Genomic DNA, 14,685 nt, shown 5'->3' with positions numbered 1-14,685 from the left:
GCGTTTCGACGGGCTTCATCGCAGGCGAGACGTTCGTCTGGATCGGAGCCGGTTTAATCGGATTGACCATGCTCGGACTCGCGCTCCTCGTCTTTGCTGTCCGCTATTCGCTCGCGAGTCGCGAACACGAAGCTTCGACGGCGAGTCGTGCGATCGGCGAATAGTCACCTTCGGCAAGTGTGAGTCATCGTCCATGTCGCAGACCAACCCTTACTCCTCGCCGAACGCTGACGGCGAACCGCCTCCGCACAAACTCCCCGGCGCTCGCACGCTCTTCGCGAGCGTCGCGGCAGTGGGGCTGACGACGTTCGGCGGTTGCTGGATCGGCGTGGGGTCGGGCTACGTCGGCGGCAAGGTCGCGCCGAGCGTCTATTCGGAATACGAATACGCTGCCGTCCCGAACGCCATGATCATCGGCATGGGCCAGGGCCTCGCCGGCGGATGCGTCGCGGGCATCCTGCTCGTCGCCCTCTTCTACTGGTACCGCAGCCGGATCCGACGGAAAGCGGCGGACGAATCGAGCTGAGACGTTCGCCACGGGCTCTTCCCGAAATCGTTCCGCGCCCAAGAATCGAATTCCCGATGCGATGGGGTAGGATTCGCATCCAGAGTTCGGCGGCGGGGCGGAAGGCGTCCGGTAAAGACGCGGTTCGCACGCACGCTCTTCAGCGGCAAGCGCAATCGGACGGCGGCGAGCGATGAAGTTCCAGGGAATGCGGGCGGTCGTCATCTGGAATCCGGGCGCCGGCACGATCGAAGCGGCGGCCGCGGCGAGGAAAGTTCTCGACGAACACCCCGACGTCCTCGTGGTCGAGACCACGTCGCTCGAGCATGCCGAGGAGACCGTCCGGAAGGCGTGCGAAGCGAAGGTCGAGCGGATCGTCGCCGCGGGAGGCGATGGATCGATCAACAACGTCGTGAACGCCCTGTTTCGCCACGGCGGCGAAGCGCCTCCCGCGTTCGGCGTGCTCCCCTTCGGAAGCGGGAACGACTTCGCGAGGACGCTCGGCATGTTCGACGATCCGGACGCGACGAACACCATCCTCACCGGTCCGATCCGCCCCGGCGACGCGATTCTCGCGACCTGGGAGGGGGGCGACCGGATCGTCGCGAACATGGCGACCGGCGGCAACACGGGGCAGTTCCTGGAGCGCCTCGACGACCAGACCAAGAAGGCCTGGGGACCCCTGGTCTATCTCCGCGGCCTGGTCGACGTGATCCGCGATCTCCGGTCGTTTCCCGCGACCGTGACGTTCGACGACGAGTCGATGGACGTCGACATGTTCAACTTCTTCGTCGCCAACGGAAAGACGTCGGGCGGCGGCATGGTCGTCGCGCCTCACGAGTCGCTGTTCGACGGCTTCATGACGGCGACGCTCGTCCGCGCCGGCGCCGCGGGGGAGATCGTCGGCCTGACCGCCGACTACCTGATGCAGGCGTTCGTCGACAACGATCTGATCGAGCAGCGCACGGTCGAGCGCTTCACCGTCCGCGGCGACGAGCCGATCGCGGTCACCATCGACGGCGACCTGGTCACTGACGGTCCCATCGAGTTCCGCGTGTTGCCCGGCGCGCTCCCCCTGATCGTTCCGCCTTCGCTGGTGGATGATGAAGTCGATGGAGGATTCTGAGGACGACGCTCGAGGTCGGTCGCTCAGAACAACGTCCCCTGCCCGCTCGCTGACTTCGGCGGGCGAAAGTTGGTCGTAACGAGCGGCGGCAGACCGGTCAGGCCGTGCTGGCGCTTGAACAGGTCGAAGACCTGGCGGATGCGGTCGGCGACGGGACCCGCGCCGACTTGACGCTTGCCGTAATCGGAGTTGTAGAGGCGCCCGCCGCCTGCGGAGAGGAGATTGTTTTCGACCTTTTCCGCCTCCAGGGGTCGTTCGCGGCGAAGCCACTCGAAGAAGACGGGCTCGACCGTGAGAGGCAGCCGCAGCATCACGTACCCGGCGCACTTCGCGCCCGCCTCGCTGACGGCTGCAAGTATCTTCGGAATCTCCGAATCGGTCAGGCCGGGCACGACGGGGGCGACCATCACGCGGACGGGAACGCCGGCTTCCGATAATGTTCGGATCGCGCGCAGCTTCGCCGCAGGCACGCTGGTCCGAGGCTCCATCGACGCGGCGAGCGCCGGGTCGAGCGTCGTGACCGAGACGTTGACGTGAACCAGGCTCCGCTCGGCCATCGACGCGAGCAAGTCGACGTCCCGCGCGACGAGCGCGTTCTTGGTAATGATGCCGATCGGCTGGTTCGCTTCGCTGGCGACTTCCAGGCAGCCGCGGGTCAGCCGGAACTTCCGCTCCGCCGGTTGGTAGCAGTCGGTCACGCCGGAGAAGACGATCTGCTCGCAGCGCCAGCTCTTCTTGCCGAGGAACTCCCGAAAGAGCGCCGGCGCCTTCGCTTTCACCATGATGCGGGTCTCGAAGTCGAGCCCCGCGTTCATCCCCAGGTACTCGTGCGTCGGCCGGGCGTAGCAGTACGAGCAGCCGTGAGCGCAGCCGCGGTAGGGATTGGCGCTGTAGTTGAAGGCGATATCGGGCGAGTCGTTGGAGGTGACGAACGACTGCGTCTCGTCGATCAGGTACTCGATCGCCCGCTCCTGCCGACCCGCGACCTCCTCCGGGTCGTGCTCGAAGTCGGCGTAGTCTTCCTCCCGATGCACCGCCTCGAAACGGTTCGGCGGATCGATGCGCGAACCGTGGCGTTTCATCGTCGACTCGTCGAGAGGGGAAGCGGGAAGCGATAATGCTCTTATGTTCAGTATACCCGCTCGGCTACGAAAAAAGCGGGAGGAGGTTCTCCCGCTTCGCTTCTTGTAGGGCAGGCGCCCTGCCTGCCATGAACCGATCGCACGCTGCGATGGCAGGCGGGGCGCCTGCCCTACGAGAATGACGGCCAGCCTTACGCCACGACTTCGCTGTCCAGCGCGGCGGCGGGGACGGGAAAGCTCTTGCAGAGCTCGCTCACTTCGCCGCGGATCTTCGCGTGCCGGCTGACGTCGTCGGCATGCTTCAGCGCGTCGAGGATCCACTCGCCGATCTGCTTCATTTCGTCGACGCCCATGCCGCGGGTGGTCAGGGCGGGCGTGCCGATCCGGACGCCGGAGGGGTCGGTCGGCTTGCGCTCGTCGAACGGGATCAGGTTCATGTTGATCGTGACGCCGCAGCGGGCGAGCGCGGCCTCCGCCGTCTTGCCGCCGAAGCCGAGCGACGTGACGTCGACCAGCATCAGGTGGTTGTCCGTGCCGCCCGTGCAGAGACGCAGTCCGCCTGAGACGAGCGTCTGGGCGAGGGTCTTGGCGTTCGCGACGATGTTCCGGGCGTAGACCTTGAAGTCGGGCTTCAGCGCCTCGCCGAAGCAGACCGCCTTGCCCGCGATGGCGTGCATCATCGGCCCCCCCTGCAGGCCGGGGAAGACGCTGCGGTTGACGTCCTTGGCGAACTCTTCGCGGCACATCACCATGCCGGCGCGGGGACCGCGGAGGGTCTTGTGGGTCGTGGTGGTGACGTAGTCGGCGACTTCGACCGGGTTGTGATGCGCGCCGCCCGCGACGAGACCGGCGTAGTGGGCCATGTCGACCATGAACTTGGCCCCCACTTCGTCGGCGATCGCCTTGATCTCCGCATGGGGCATCGTGCGGGGATAAGCGCTGGCGCCGGCGACGACGAGTTTCGGCTTATGCTCCCGGGCGAGCGCGGCGACCTGATCGAGATCGATCCGCTCGTCGCTCTTGCGAACGCCGTAATGGACGAAGTTGTAGAGGATGCCCGACGAGTTCAGCTTCATGCCGTGCGTCAGGTGCCCGCCGTGCGCCAGGTCGAGCGCCAGAACCTTGTCGCCCGTCTGGAGCAGCGACAGGTAGACGGCCTGGTTCGCCTGCGATCCGGAATGAGGCTGAACGTTGACGTGCTCCGCGCCGAACAGTTCCTTCGCTCGCGAGATGGCCAGGCTTTCCGCGACGTCGACGCACTCGCAGCCGCCGTAGTAGCGCTTTCCGGGATACCCCTCGGCGTACTTGTTCGTCAGCACGCTGCCGACCGCCTGCATGACGGCGGGGCTGGTGTAGTTCTCGCTGGCGATCATCTCCAGTCCGTCCTGCTGGCGCTCCATCTCGGCGGCGACAGCGGACCAGACTTCGGGATCGGTCGATTGCAGGAAGTTCATGAGAAGCTCGTGCCCAGTAATAGGCAGAACAGGGATCTTGAGCAGGGCAGGCGCCCCGCATGTTCGAAAAGACGGGGCCGCGGAACGAACGGTTCAGTCTACCGGCGGTCGAAGGTTTGCGAAGGTCGGCCGGACGCAGCCTGACATGAAACTCATTCATGCAGCCGCGAGAGGCGCAGGCCCCCGGACGCGGCCTTCCGCCAGACTACCGTTTCTGAGCCAGTTCCTGGAACAGCCGGTAGCGGGCTTCGATCTCCTGCATGCTGTCGGAGCCGAACTTTTCCAGGAACGCCCGGGCGATCTCGAAGGCGACGACGTTCTCGACGATGACGCTGGCTGCGGAGACGGCGCAGACGTCGCTCCGCTCGTACGCCGCCGTGTTCGCCTCCTTCGTCGACAGATCGATCGAAGCGAGCGGCTTGGCCAGCGTGCTGATCGGCTTCTTGGCCGCGCGAATCACCAGCGGCATACCATTGGTCATGCCCGCCTCGAGTCCGCCGGCGCCATTGGAGGGCCGGGAGTATCCGAGCGTCGGCGTCTCTTTCTGCGAGGCGTCGTAGACGATGGGATCGTGAACCTGGGAGCCCTTCCGCCGGGCGGCCTCGAAGCCGAGCCCGATTTCGACGCCCTTGATCGCCTGGACGGCCATCACCGCCTGAGCGAGTCGACCGTCCAGCTTCTGATCCCACTGTGCATGCGTGCCGAGGCCGAAGGGGAGCCCTTCGACGCGGACTTCCATCACGCCGCCGAGCGTATCGCCGGCCTTGCGTGTCTCGTCGATCAGGCGCTTGATCTCTTCGTCCCGGTCGGGCCGCAACGAGTAGACGATGCTGGAGTCGCGAAGCGCGATCCGCTCCGCGGCGCTCTTCTGGTGCGTCGCTTCGTCGGCCGAAAGATCGACGCCGCCCAGTTCGACGACGTAGCCGAACGCCTCGATCCCGAAGGGACGCAGAATCTGCTTGGCGAGAGCGCCCGCGGCGACGCGAACGGCGGTTTCCCGAGCGCTGGCCCGCTCGAGGATGCCCCGAACGGAGCCGAGGTACTTCACCGCCCCGGTCAGGTCGCCATGACCCGGACGGGGACGGTCGAGATCCTCCAGCCGCTCCAGCTTGTAGTCGCGGTTCACGACCTGCAGGGCGATCGGGCTGCCGATCGTGACGTTCCGCCAGACGCCGGTCAGGAGCTCGACGACGTCGGTTTCGATCCGCTGCCGCCCGCCGCGACCGTATCCGCCCTGACGACGTTTCAGTTCGCGGTCGATCGAGTCGGTTTCGAGCGTCAGACCCGCCGGCGCCCCATCGATCAGGGCGATGAGCGTCTTGCCGTGGGATTCGCCGGCAGTGGAGTAATGCAGCATCGAGGGCAGAGCGGCGGAGAACGGTCAAAGCCGAATTCTATGCCGAAATCGCCGCCCTGAGTAGCAACTTCACCGACTCCTGATCGCACCATCACACCTACCGGAATTTTTACTAATTCTTCTCCTGATTCCCTCCGGTGGGGGGCAGCGGCGAGTCGCCTGCCGCCAACGGCGGAACCCGCGCGCGGTAACTCGATACGAAATCTCAACTTGCAAATACGACCGAGGGCGACTTCGAACCGATAAGCGCCTCTTAAGGGAGGCACTTAAAGGAACTTGAACGCGCACTGAAGGCCCTTAATGGTGCGGCGCGGCAATAAACCGACACAGTCACCTGCTGAAGTATCCGCCGGGGAGCGTCGATAAGCATGCAACACTCCCAGTGAGCCGATTGCCGGAGTCGCTGCGCGGATCGACTCCGCGGCTCCATGCGTCGCTCGAAAAATCAAAACGCATAAGATCCCTGCTTCGGCAGGGAGCTTTGGCTGCCGGACGGTATCTGCCCCACCGTCCGGCAGCTTTTTTCGTTTCCGGACCCTGCTTTCGTCACAGGTCCTTCCTCCCGGCGCCTCGCTGACGGGCCGCCGGTTGAGTAGAACGAGCGGGCTTCCGCGACTCGCCGAAGCGTTCGATCCGCCCTCTCAGGAACGCCTCGTGTCCGACGACGACGCTCTCGCCGTGCGCGAGGCCCGCGCGACCACCGAACGCTACGCCTACCGCACGCCGATGAAGTTCGGCGGCCGGGTCGTGACCGACGTAGTCGTGCTGAACTGCGAAGTTCGACTTGAAGACCGCGCCGGGCGCAGCGCCTGGGGTCAGGGAAGCATGACGGTCGGCTCCGCCTGGGCCTGGCCGAGCAAGACGCTCTCCTCGGACGAAACGACCGCCGCCATGGTCGCCTTGGGCGAACGAGTCGCCCAGAAGGCGAGCGACGAACAGTGGGTCGGCCATCCGCTGGAGACCAGCCTGTTCGTCCGATCGCAACTCGTCGCGTGGGCGAGCGATCTCGTGCAGGAACGCCGTCTCGCGGAGCCGATGCCGGAACTGGCCGCGATGGTGGCGTACAGCCCCTTCGACGCGGCCCTGCTCGACGCCTACGGAAAGCTGCGTGGAAGGTCGACCTTCGCCCTGGTCGCCGATGCGGCGCCGGCGGAGTGGCTCGCCTCGCACCTCGACGCTTCGTTCGCAGGGGAAACGCCGGCGCAGTACGTGACGGGCCAGCCGCGGGAGTCGCTCCCCCTGTATCACCTGGTGGGGGCGCTCGATCCGCTGGTTGCTTCCGACGTGACGACGCAGCCGGGCGACGACCTGCCCCTGACGCTGGGCCAGTGGATCGCTCGCGACGGACTCACGCATCTGAAGATCAAGCTGGCCGGCGACGACCTGGCCTGGGACGTCGAGCGGACGATCGCCGTCGACCGGGTCGCGAACGAAAGCGCGTCCGACCGGCGCGATGCGCTTCGTTACTCGCTCGACTTCAACGAGCGGTGCGAGAACGTCGACTACGTGCTGGCCTTTCTGCGACAGGTGGAAGAACGCTCCCCCGCCGCCTTCGCGAGGACGCAGTACCTCGAACAGCCGACGCATCGCGATCTGAAGCGCTTCGGCGCATCGATGCACGCCGCTGCGGCGATCAAGCCGGTCGTGATCGACGAGTCGCTGGTCGACTACGAAAGCCTGTTGCTGGCGCGGGAGCAGGGCTATTCCGGCGTCGCGCTCAAGGCGTGCAAGGGGCTGGCGGAGTCGATCCTGCTGGCGTCGGCCGCTCAGAAGTACGGCATGTTCCTGTGCGTGCAGGACCTCACCTGCGTCGGGCGTTCGCTGCTGCAGTCGATCGCGCTGGCCGCGCATCTGCCGACGGTCGCCGCGATCGAAGGGAACGGTCGGCAATACTGCCCGCAAGGGAACGAGGCCTGGGCATCGGCCTTCCCCGATCTGATGCAGCCGGTCGCAGGCCGCGTCGCCTCCGGAAAGCTGACGTTGCCTGGGATCGGCTACGGCGATCTCTCCCGCTAGACGAATTACGTCTGCCGTATCGTGTGCCATGGCTGGCTCGTCCAGCCGTGCGCGTCTGAGCTCCGTTCGGCACGGCTGAACAAGCCAGCCATGGTACGCAGAGAAGGTTGGTCGATCGCTTGCGTCGACTTCGACGATCGGCCCGACGTGGTATGCTACCGCATTGCCTTCCAATACCTCGCTTTCGCTTTCGAGCGGCCGAACGAGGGGCGAAGGCTGACGCTTCGATACTCTCCATCGACGACCGCATGACGACGGGTAGCCAGGGCGGCCACTGGGTGGGCTTCGATCTCGGCGGCACCAAGATGCTGGCCGCAGCGATCGACGACAACTTCCAGATTCGCGGTCGCAAGCGGGTCAAGACCAAGGGCTTCGAGGGCGCCGACTCCGGTCTCGAGCGGATCGAGAGAGCCATTCTCGGCGCGCTCGACGAGGCGAAGATTACGCTCGCCGACGTTCGCGGCGTCGGCATCGGCTGCCCCGGACCGATCGACCTGAAGAAGGGGACTCTGCTCGACGGCCCCAACATCGGCTGGGATCAGACTCCGCTCGGGAAGCGGCTCTCCGATCGGCTGGGCGTCCCGGTCGTGGCGCTCAACGACGTCGACGCCGGCATCTACGGCGAGTACCGCTTCGGCGCCGCGCAAGGAGCTTATACGGCCATCGGCGTCTTCCCCGGCACCGGCATCGGCGGCGGGATGATCCACCGCGGGGAGATCTTCCGCGGGCTGCGGCTTTCCTGCATGGAGATCGGCCACGTTCCGCTCGTACCGCACGGCCCGCTGTGCGGCTGCGGTCAGCATGGCTGCTTGGAATCCGTCGCCAGTCGCCTCGCGATCGCTTCGGAAGCGACCCGCGCCGCCTATCGCGGCCAGGCGAAGTTCCTGCTGAAGAACACGGGCCTGTCGCTGGAGGACGTACGCAGCGGCGCCCTGAAGGAGGCTTCGACGCAGGACGCTGCCGTGGCGGAGATCCTCCTCGCGGCGTGCCATCGCATCGGCGAAGTCCTCGCTGGCGTCGTCGCCCTGCTCTGCCCCGACGTGATCGTCATGGGGGGCGGACTGGTCGAAGCGATGCCGGACCTGTTCGTCGAGCAGGTCAAGAAGCGTCTCGACGAGCGCGTGATGCCGGCCTATCGCGGCAGCTACAAGATCGTCGCCGCGTCGCTTCAAGACGACGCCGCCTGCCTCGGCGCCGCCGCCTGGGCGAAGCGTACGCTCGAAGGGAACCTCGTCGAGACGCCGTAGCGCGCGGAGCGACCGATGGGATACGACGTCCATATCTCGCGTACCGAGGAGTGGACGGATAGCGAATCCGATCCGATCTCGCTCGATGAATGGCTCGCCTACGTCAGCGCGGATCCGGAGATGCGCCTCGACGGCCAGGCCGCGGTAGGCCTCGTTGACGGATTGGAGATGCGGTACGAGAGCCGGGGCCTCGCCGTCTGGACCGCGTACTCGCAGCCTCGCGCGGCCGACGATCCGGTCTGGTTCGATTGCCGCGACGGCTGCGTCGTCGTGAAGAACCCGGACGCCGAGATCCTCGGCAAGATGCTGCAGATCGCCGCCGCGCTCGATGCATTCGTGGTCGGCGACGACGGCGAGATTTACGACGAGTCCGCGGGCGCCCGCCTGCGCGAATCGTCGACAGTTCGAGCGCCGTGGTGGCGACGCTTGTTTTCTGGTGGATCCTGAGCGGTTACGAGAACTACGCAATCGCCAGCGTCAGCCGTCCGTCGAGCATCCCGGGCAGCCGCTTTTCCACGAGACGCCGAATCCGCGGCACGCTGTAGCGGACGCTGAAGTGGCCGGCCACGATCCGCTTGTTCTGGAAGCGGTCCTGCCGCTCGACCCAGTCGTCAAGATGCATGTGACCATGCTTGTGGATCTTCTCCTTGCGGTGGGCCGACGAGCAGAAGGTCATCTCCGCGATCAGCGTCTCCGCCTCGTAGAACGCGGGGTTGTCGTCCAGACCGGGCGGGGAACTGTCGCCCAGGTAGGCCACGATCGGCATTCGCCGCTCTTCGGTCACTTCGGTTCCGGCCTGTCGCAGGTCGCGGATCTTGTCGCCGGGCAGCCCCTGAAATTCCGCCCGGAGCTTCTGGCGCCGCTGCCAGACGACGTACCCCAGCGACGGCACCGTGTGCGTCGTCTTATGGGCGGTGACGACCAGTTCCTTCGACAGCGTCGCCTCGTCGCCCGGTTCCATCCCCTTCAGCACGCAGGGAAGTCGTCCGCGATCAAGCCTGGAGACCGTCTTCAGTAGCCGATCGACCGGCTCGACCGCGTCGGCCGGCAGGTAGATCGTGGGGGGCTCCATCTTCATCATCCGCCGGCGTGCGACGTAGACCGGCAGCGCGGCGATGTGATCCAGATGGGTGTGCGTGATGAACCAGGTCGGCGTCCCCATGAAGTCCCAGGGATGGCCCCCCAGATCGAAGCCGATCTTCAGTTCGGGGATCCGCCAGTAGGTCTGCACCGCCGCGCGGGAGTAGCCCTCGACCGAGCACGTTTCGCCGGGGAACGTCAGAAACGGGGCGTTGTCGAGCATGACCGCGGGCGGACGAAAGGAATCGACGCCGCCGTCGCGAGCAAAGTCTCCGGCGCCAGGAAGGTCCCGAGTGTAGAACGTCTCCCCGTTTCGCGACACCGGGCGAAGCGCCGGGGTTCGCGGAAGCTTCGCTCCGCGACAGGAAGGGCGAACGAAGCTCAGTCGCATCCGTGTGCCATGGCTGGCTTGCCCAGCCGTGTCCCCGCAACGCGAAATCGAGCAGACGATGCCGATCGTCACGAGGCGGCAGTTCGAACCAGCAGCAAGCGGCAAGAGGGGCCGAGTCTTCCCTGAGCGACGGCACGGCTGGGCAAGCCAGCCATGGCACACGGGCGGTTCCTCAGTCGTCGGCCTCTGTTTCACCCGCTTCCGCTTCGTCGATCCCCCACGGATCGTACGAGGAACTCGCCTCGCCAGAATCGTCCGCATCCGTCTCGGCCTCGACCGAAGCGTCGACGGTCCGCATGGGACCGGGTTCTTCCGAGACTTGTCCGGCGTCTCCGGTCTCCTCGTCGATCCCTTCGCCGAACTTCCTGAACACGGGGTCGAAGCCGGGGCCGGGCTTGAGCACGATCTCGCCGTGCGGCTCGCCCTGGTCGAGCAGGACGTTGTACCGCCGGGAGAGTTCCAGCACGGCCAGGAAGACGCCGATCATCGCCGACTTGTGCATGCCCGATTCGAAGACCTCGGTGAAGGCCATCGAACCGCTGCGGACCAGTTGCTGGTGGATCTGCCGCATGTAGACGTCGATCGGCGTGTCGTCGTAGACGATGCTGGTCGGATCGAGTTCCTGCTGTTCGCGGATGATCCGCCCGAACGCGCTGACCAGGTCCCACAATTCGACGTCGCCGATCGGCTGCTCGGCCAGATCGAGTTCGCGATCGGGGAAGTCGTTCGACTGCCTTCCGACCCGGCGGCCCCACTCGCGACTGCGTTCTTCCAGAATGACGGCGGCATCCTTGAAACGCTTGTATTCCAGCAGCCGCTGAACAAGATCCTGCTTTGCCTCGTCGACCTGCTCTTCGACCTCCTCGGTCTGCCGGGGGAGCGCCTGGCGACTCTTGATCTCCAGCAGCAGACTGGCGATCTCCAGAAAATCGCCGACGTCGTCGATCTCCAGCAGTTGCAGCGTTTCCAGATGGGCCAGGTACTGATCGGCGATCTTCGCCAGCGGGATCTCCGTCAGCTCCACTTCGTGCTTGCGCACGAGATAAAGCAGCAGGTCCAGCGGCCCGCGATAGACGTCGAGATCGACGCGAAAGTCCTGATCAGCCAATCGAAGGATCCCTAGCGAGGCCCGAATGCAGCAGACGCCGAATCGTACCGCGATTGGATCGGCCGAGGCCAGAGCGACCGCCGTAGTCGTTTTTAAGGTCTGGGTGGCTCAGGTTGCTCGTCAACCTGGGCGGCGTCAGCCGCAAGAAGATCGACGAAACGTTCGCCACGTCGTTCGATATCGCCGAATCTTCCGGCTGCCGCTCCTCTTGTCGAACTTCGTTCGACCCAGGTTGGCGAGCAACCTGGGCCGCCCAGAACGAGGATCGCGCAAACCGTGAACCGCAGTCAGGCTCGCCGCCGCTTGCGTCGCTCAGGCTCCCGTGGCTGGCTCGACGCGCGCAGCGGATCGTTCTCGCCTGCCGAATGCGGAGACGATCTTCCGCAGGATCAGATAGGCTCCGAACAGGCACCCCAGCGCGAACGTGACGAACCACCACGGAAACGCTCTTGTCCGCGGCGGCAGCGGTTCGGCGAGGTAGCGATTGGGGTGGAAGATCGCGGGATCGATCGTGGGGTTCAGCTCCCACGCGTAGCGAGTCCGCTTGGGAGGGAAGAGGACGCCACCGAGCTCCTCGATCGGCAAGACGAATCCCTCGCGACGCTCATAGACCCGTTCGATTTCGAATCGCTTCGCCGCTCCCGGAACGTTGGAGTTCGTCGGCACGAATCTGGTCCGCTCCGAGCAGACCGCCCAGTCCATGTCCTCTCGGAGGATCAACGTCATCGCCTCGATCGCGACGCTCTCCTGACGAACCGAAGGAAAGCTGTAGTCGAGCTCGAACGGGCTCGCCTCGATCCGTACCCGATCGCCGTCGATCCGCGCGACGCGCGCGACATGCGAAAGGATCGCTTCCTCGAGAGGTCGCTCGTCCCAGGCAGCGCGGGGGAGTCCGGTTTTCGAGAACGCCGCGGCGCTGCGCAGGCGCCAGAGGGGATGAAAAGCGGCATCGGACTGCCGCTCGATCCGCCACCGCTCGTTTTCGTAGGCGAGGCCGAATTCGTCACGGGAGTCGCACAGGGTGAGGAGCCGCCGCTCCTCGGTCGCGACGTGCGGGCCGCCTTGCACGCACCAGAAGGATTCTCCGTCGCGGACCAGATCGACCGTCATCGCCTGGACGATGGACGTCTCGATTCGCTTCACGTACCGCGTCGGCGCCTGAATCGCGTCGACGAGCCACGCCTCCCGCACGGCGGTCAGTATCTGTCCGCGTTCGGGCTCCTCGATCGTCTCGCCGTCGGGCAACGGAGCCGCGAGGGTTTCTCGATCGATGATCGGTTCGCGAAACTCCGGCAGCCTCCGGTCGAGCAGCGACTCCGAGGGCGGAAACGTCGGAAGCGGCGTGCGCATGAAACGCCACAGCTGGCCTCTCTCAACCTGAACGTCGAAGCTCTTGAGCGTCGGCAATGCCAGCGCACGGCCGCGAAGTGCATCCGGGGGATCGCCGGTGACGGAGATCCAGTTCACGCGTCGCAGCCATTTCGGCGCGTGCGACATCCATCCAGGCGGTCGAATCGGCTTGGGCAGGGAATAATCAATCTCCCCCCGGGCCGCCGATGCGGTGCATCCGGCTTCGGCGAACTCGGCGAGGAGCGCCTGCTCTTCGCGGTAAAGATCGAGCTCCGAACGCAGCCAGCCGGCGCCGCTGATGACGATCAGCATCGCAGCGAAGCTAGCCAGCAGGCCGAAGCGCAGGAATCGAGGACGACGCATGATCGCTTTCGTTCGCGGTAGCAGGGAACGCGTCGGACATCCTATCGATTCTCGTCGCGATCTCCGAACGCTGCGTCGCGGGAGGCGCCGGTTTCGGTCCGCAGGCATCGCGATAGAATGACGAGCCCTTCGCGATGCGACCGCGTTCATCGATCCGCCGCCTGCCAGATATCGACCTATGACCATCGTTCTCGACGGACGAGCGACCTCTGCGACGCTTCGAGAAGAACTCCGCGAGCAGGTCGCCGCGTTCCGCGAGAAGACGGGCGTGCAGCCGAAGCTGGCGGCAGTGCTCGTGGGGGACGATCCGGCGAGCCAGGTCTACGTCGGCAACAAGCAGAAGGCCAGCGAAGCGGCGGGCATGGCGGGCGGCGTCGATCGGTTGCCCGAGTCGGTCAGCGAGCAGGAACTGGTCGATCGGGTCGGGGCGCTGAACGACGATCCGTCCGTGCATGGCATCCTGGTGCAGTTACCGCTGCCCAGGCACATCGACTCGTCGCGGATTCTGGACCTGGTCCATCCGCTGAAGGACGTCGACTGCTTCCATCCGGAGAACGTCGGCCTGCTCTGTCAGGGGCGTCCGCGGTATCTCCCCTGCACGCCGTTCGGGATGCAGACGCTGCTCGCGCGGTACGACCTGCCGATCGCGGACAAGCACGTCGTCGTGCTCGGTCGCAGCGACATCGTCGGCAAGCCGATCGGCCTGATGCTGCTCCAGCGGGATTCCCGGCTGGGACCCGCGTTCGCCAACGCCACGGTCACCATCTGCCACAGCCGGACGCCGAACCTGGCCGAGATGACCCGGCAGGCCGACGTGCTGATCGCGGCGATCGGCAAGGCGAAGTTCGTCACGCGGGAGATGGTCAAGGAAGGCGCCATCGTGCTCGACGTCGGCATCAACCGCGTGGGCGACAAGCTGGTCGGCGACGTCGATTACGAAGCCGTCGCCCCCATCTGCCGCGCGATCACGCCGGTGCCCAGGGGCGTCGGGCCGATGACGATCGCCATGCTGATGCACAACACGCTGCAGGCGGCGGAGTTGATTACGTCGCGGTCGCGTTCTTCGTAGTCGCAGGGTGGGTCTTGACCCACCCTGTCATTCTCGCTGCCTTCGATGACGAGTCGCTGTCGATCCGGCACAGAATCGACAGCGACTCCGAATCGAAAAATCGTGTCCGCGACAGGTGCGTCAAGACGCACCCTACGAAACTACAAGTTCGGAAAGGCCGCATAAACTCAGGGACGCATCGCGAGGATTCGCCGTGTTGCGGGCCTTCAGCCAAGCGTTCCGGGTATCGAAGTGCGACCATGACAAGCAGGAATCGAAGCCAGCTTCAGCGGATTGTCGGAGACTATCTAGCTCAGCTTTCCGGCTGGCGTTACGACGGCGATCGGTCACTCTTCCGAGTGTCAGGTTGCGTCTTGCAAGGAATAAGCTGGCACACGCTGCGCAGCGGTGACTACCGTCCGATGTGCTTCCTACAATGGCTCCCAGCTCCTGGCCCTGGAGACAGGGGCGCGCCCCAATTCTTTGTCACGCCCATCTTGCGTTCTGCCTCATCGTCGAAGCACCGACAGATGTTCGAAGTAATTCTGTCGGAGATGC

Annotated in this window: 12 protein-coding genes; 6 read left to right on the top strand and 6 right to left on the bottom strand. The window is 65.5% G+C overall.

Translation table 11 applies throughout. The features are described 5' to 3' along the window. Positions 1-193: 193 nt before the first annotated feature. Entirely contained in the window at positions 194-526 is a 333-nt protein-coding gene (locus tag SH602x_RS10215) for a hypothetical protein (protein ID WP_479476690.1), read from the top strand. 172 nt (positions 527-698) lie between these two features. After that, a complete protein-coding gene (locus SH602x_RS10210) occupies positions 699-1,631 on the top strand; it encodes a diacylglycerol/lipid kinase family protein (RefSeq protein ID WP_479476689.1) in 933 nt (310 codons plus the stop codon). A gap of 23 nt (positions 1,632-1,654) precedes the next feature. Here the strand turns inward: SH602x_RS10210 and SH602x_RS10205 are convergent, their stop codons facing one another. From SH602x_RS10205 to aroC, 3 genes are all read right to left on the bottom strand, one after another. Continuing rightward, positions 1,655-2,713, bottom strand: coding sequence for a PA0069 family radical SAM protein (locus SH602x_RS10205; RefSeq protein WP_479476688.1), 1,059 nt, complete (start codon positions 2,711-2,713; stop codon positions 1,655-1,657). A gap of 191 nt (positions 2,714-2,904) precedes the next feature. Further along, a complete protein-coding gene (locus tag SH602x_RS10200; RefSeq protein ID WP_479468556.1) occupies positions 2,905-4,167 on the bottom strand; it encodes a serine hydroxymethyltransferase in 1,263 nt (420 codons plus the stop codon). Positions 4,168-4,372: 205 nt separating this feature from the next. Continuing rightward, positions 4,373-5,524 (bottom strand): chorismate synthase, encoded by a 1,152-nt coding sequence (gene aroC / locus SH602x_RS10195; protein WP_479476687.1) that lies wholly within the window; start codon positions 5,522-5,524, stop codon positions 4,373-4,375. Positions 5,525-6,178: 654 nt separating this feature from the next. On the opposite strand from aroC, the gene SH602x_RS10190 reads away from it, so the two are divergent. The 3 genes from SH602x_RS10190 (at position 6,179) to SH602x_RS10180 (ending at position 9,234) form a co-directional block, all read left to right on the top strand. Continuing rightward, positions 6,179-7,540 (top strand): enolase C-terminal domain-like protein, encoded by a 1,362-nt coding sequence (locus tag SH602x_RS10190; RefSeq protein ID WP_479476686.1) that lies wholly within the window; start codon positions 6,179-6,181, stop codon positions 7,538-7,540. A 248-nt stretch (positions 7,541-7,788) separates the two neighbouring features. After that, the gene (locus SH602x_RS10185) at positions 7,789-8,787 is read left to right on the top strand and encodes an ROK family protein (protein WP_479468559.1); all 999 of its coding nucleotides are present in this window, start codon (positions 7,789-7,791) and stop codon (positions 8,785-8,787) included. 15 nt (positions 8,788-8,802) lie between these two features. After that, the gene (locus SH602x_RS10180) at positions 8,803-9,234 is read left to right on the top strand and encodes a hypothetical protein (protein ID WP_479476685.1); all 432 of its coding nucleotides are present in this window, start codon (positions 8,803-8,805) and stop codon (positions 9,232-9,234) included. Positions 9,235-9,247: 13 nt separating this feature from the next. Here SH602x_RS10180 and SH602x_RS10175 read toward each other — a convergent pair whose 3' ends face one another. The 3 genes from SH602x_RS10175 to SH602x_RS10165 form a co-directional block, all read right to left on the bottom strand. Further along, positions 9,248-10,090 (bottom strand): MBL fold metallo-hydrolase, encoded by an 843-nt coding sequence (locus tag SH602x_RS10175; protein WP_479476684.1) that lies wholly within the window; start codon positions 10,088-10,090, stop codon positions 9,248-9,250. A gap of 340 nt (positions 10,091-10,430) precedes the next feature. After that, a complete protein-coding gene (locus tag SH602x_RS10170) occupies positions 10,431-11,366 on the bottom strand; it encodes a segregation and condensation protein A (protein ID WP_479476683.1) in 936 nt (311 codons plus the stop codon). Between the two features lie 312 nt (positions 11,367-11,678). After that, on the bottom strand, positions 11,679-13,079 hold the full coding sequence (locus SH602x_RS10165; protein ID WP_479476682.1) for a hypothetical protein: 1,401 nt from the start codon (positions 13,077-13,079) through the stop codon (positions 11,679-11,681). Between the two features lie 178 nt (positions 13,080-13,257). Between SH602x_RS10165 and SH602x_RS10160 the strand changes: the two genes are divergently transcribed. Next, positions 13,258-14,148: a bifunctional 5,10-methylenetetrahydrofolate dehydrogenase/5,10-methenyltetrahydrofolate cyclohydrolase gene (locus SH602x_RS10160; protein WP_479476681.1), complete on the top strand. Its 891-nt coding sequence runs from the start codon at positions 13,258-13,260 to the stop codon at positions 14,146-14,148. The last annotated feature ends 537 nt before the right edge of the window (positions 14,149-14,685 follow it).

This window comes from Lignipirellula cremea (assembly GCF_056501455.1).
This window is presented reverse-complemented; position numbering and strand designations above follow the sequence as displayed.

What these genes read in the sequence shown, in the direction of transcription:
- aroC (WP_479476687.1), bottom strand. Translation starts at nt 5,524, where the DNA reads ATGCTGCATTACTCCACTGCCGGCGAATCCCACGGCAAGACGCTCATC.
- SH602x_RS10165 (WP_479476682.1), bottom strand. Translation starts at nt 13,079, where the DNA reads ATGCGTCGTCCTCGATTCCTGCGCTTCGGCCTGCTGGCTAGCTTCGCT.
- SH602x_RS10205 (WP_479476688.1), bottom strand. Translation starts at nt 2,713, where the DNA reads ATGAAACGCCACGGTTCGCGCATCGATCCGCCGAACCGTTTCGAGGCG.
- SH602x_RS10175 (WP_479476684.1), bottom strand. Translation starts at nt 10,090, where the DNA reads ATGCTCGACAACGCCCCGTTTCTGACGTTCCCCGGCGAAACGTGCTCG.
- SH602x_RS10160 (WP_479476681.1), top strand. Translation starts at nt 13,258, where the DNA reads ATGACCATCGTTCTCGACGGACGAGCGACCTCTGCGACGCTTCGAGAA.
- SH602x_RS10180 (WP_479476685.1), top strand. Translation starts at nt 8,803, where the DNA reads ATGGGATACGACGTCCATATCTCGCGTACCGAGGAGTGGACGGATAGC.
- SH602x_RS10210 (WP_479476689.1), top strand. Translation starts at nt 699, where the DNA reads ATGAAGTTCCAGGGAATGCGGGCGGTCGTCATCTGGAATCCGGGCGCC.
- SH602x_RS10215 (WP_479476690.1), top strand. Translation starts at nt 194, where the DNA reads ATGTCGCAGACCAACCCTTACTCCTCGCCGAACGCTGACGGCGAACCG.
- SH602x_RS10200 (WP_479468556.1), bottom strand. Translation starts at nt 4,167, where the DNA reads ATGAACTTCCTGCAATCGACCGATCCCGAAGTCTGGTCCGCTGTCGCC.
- SH602x_RS10185 (WP_479468559.1), top strand. Translation starts at nt 7,789, where the DNA reads ATGACGACGGGTAGCCAGGGCGGCCACTGGGTGGGCTTCGATCTCGGC.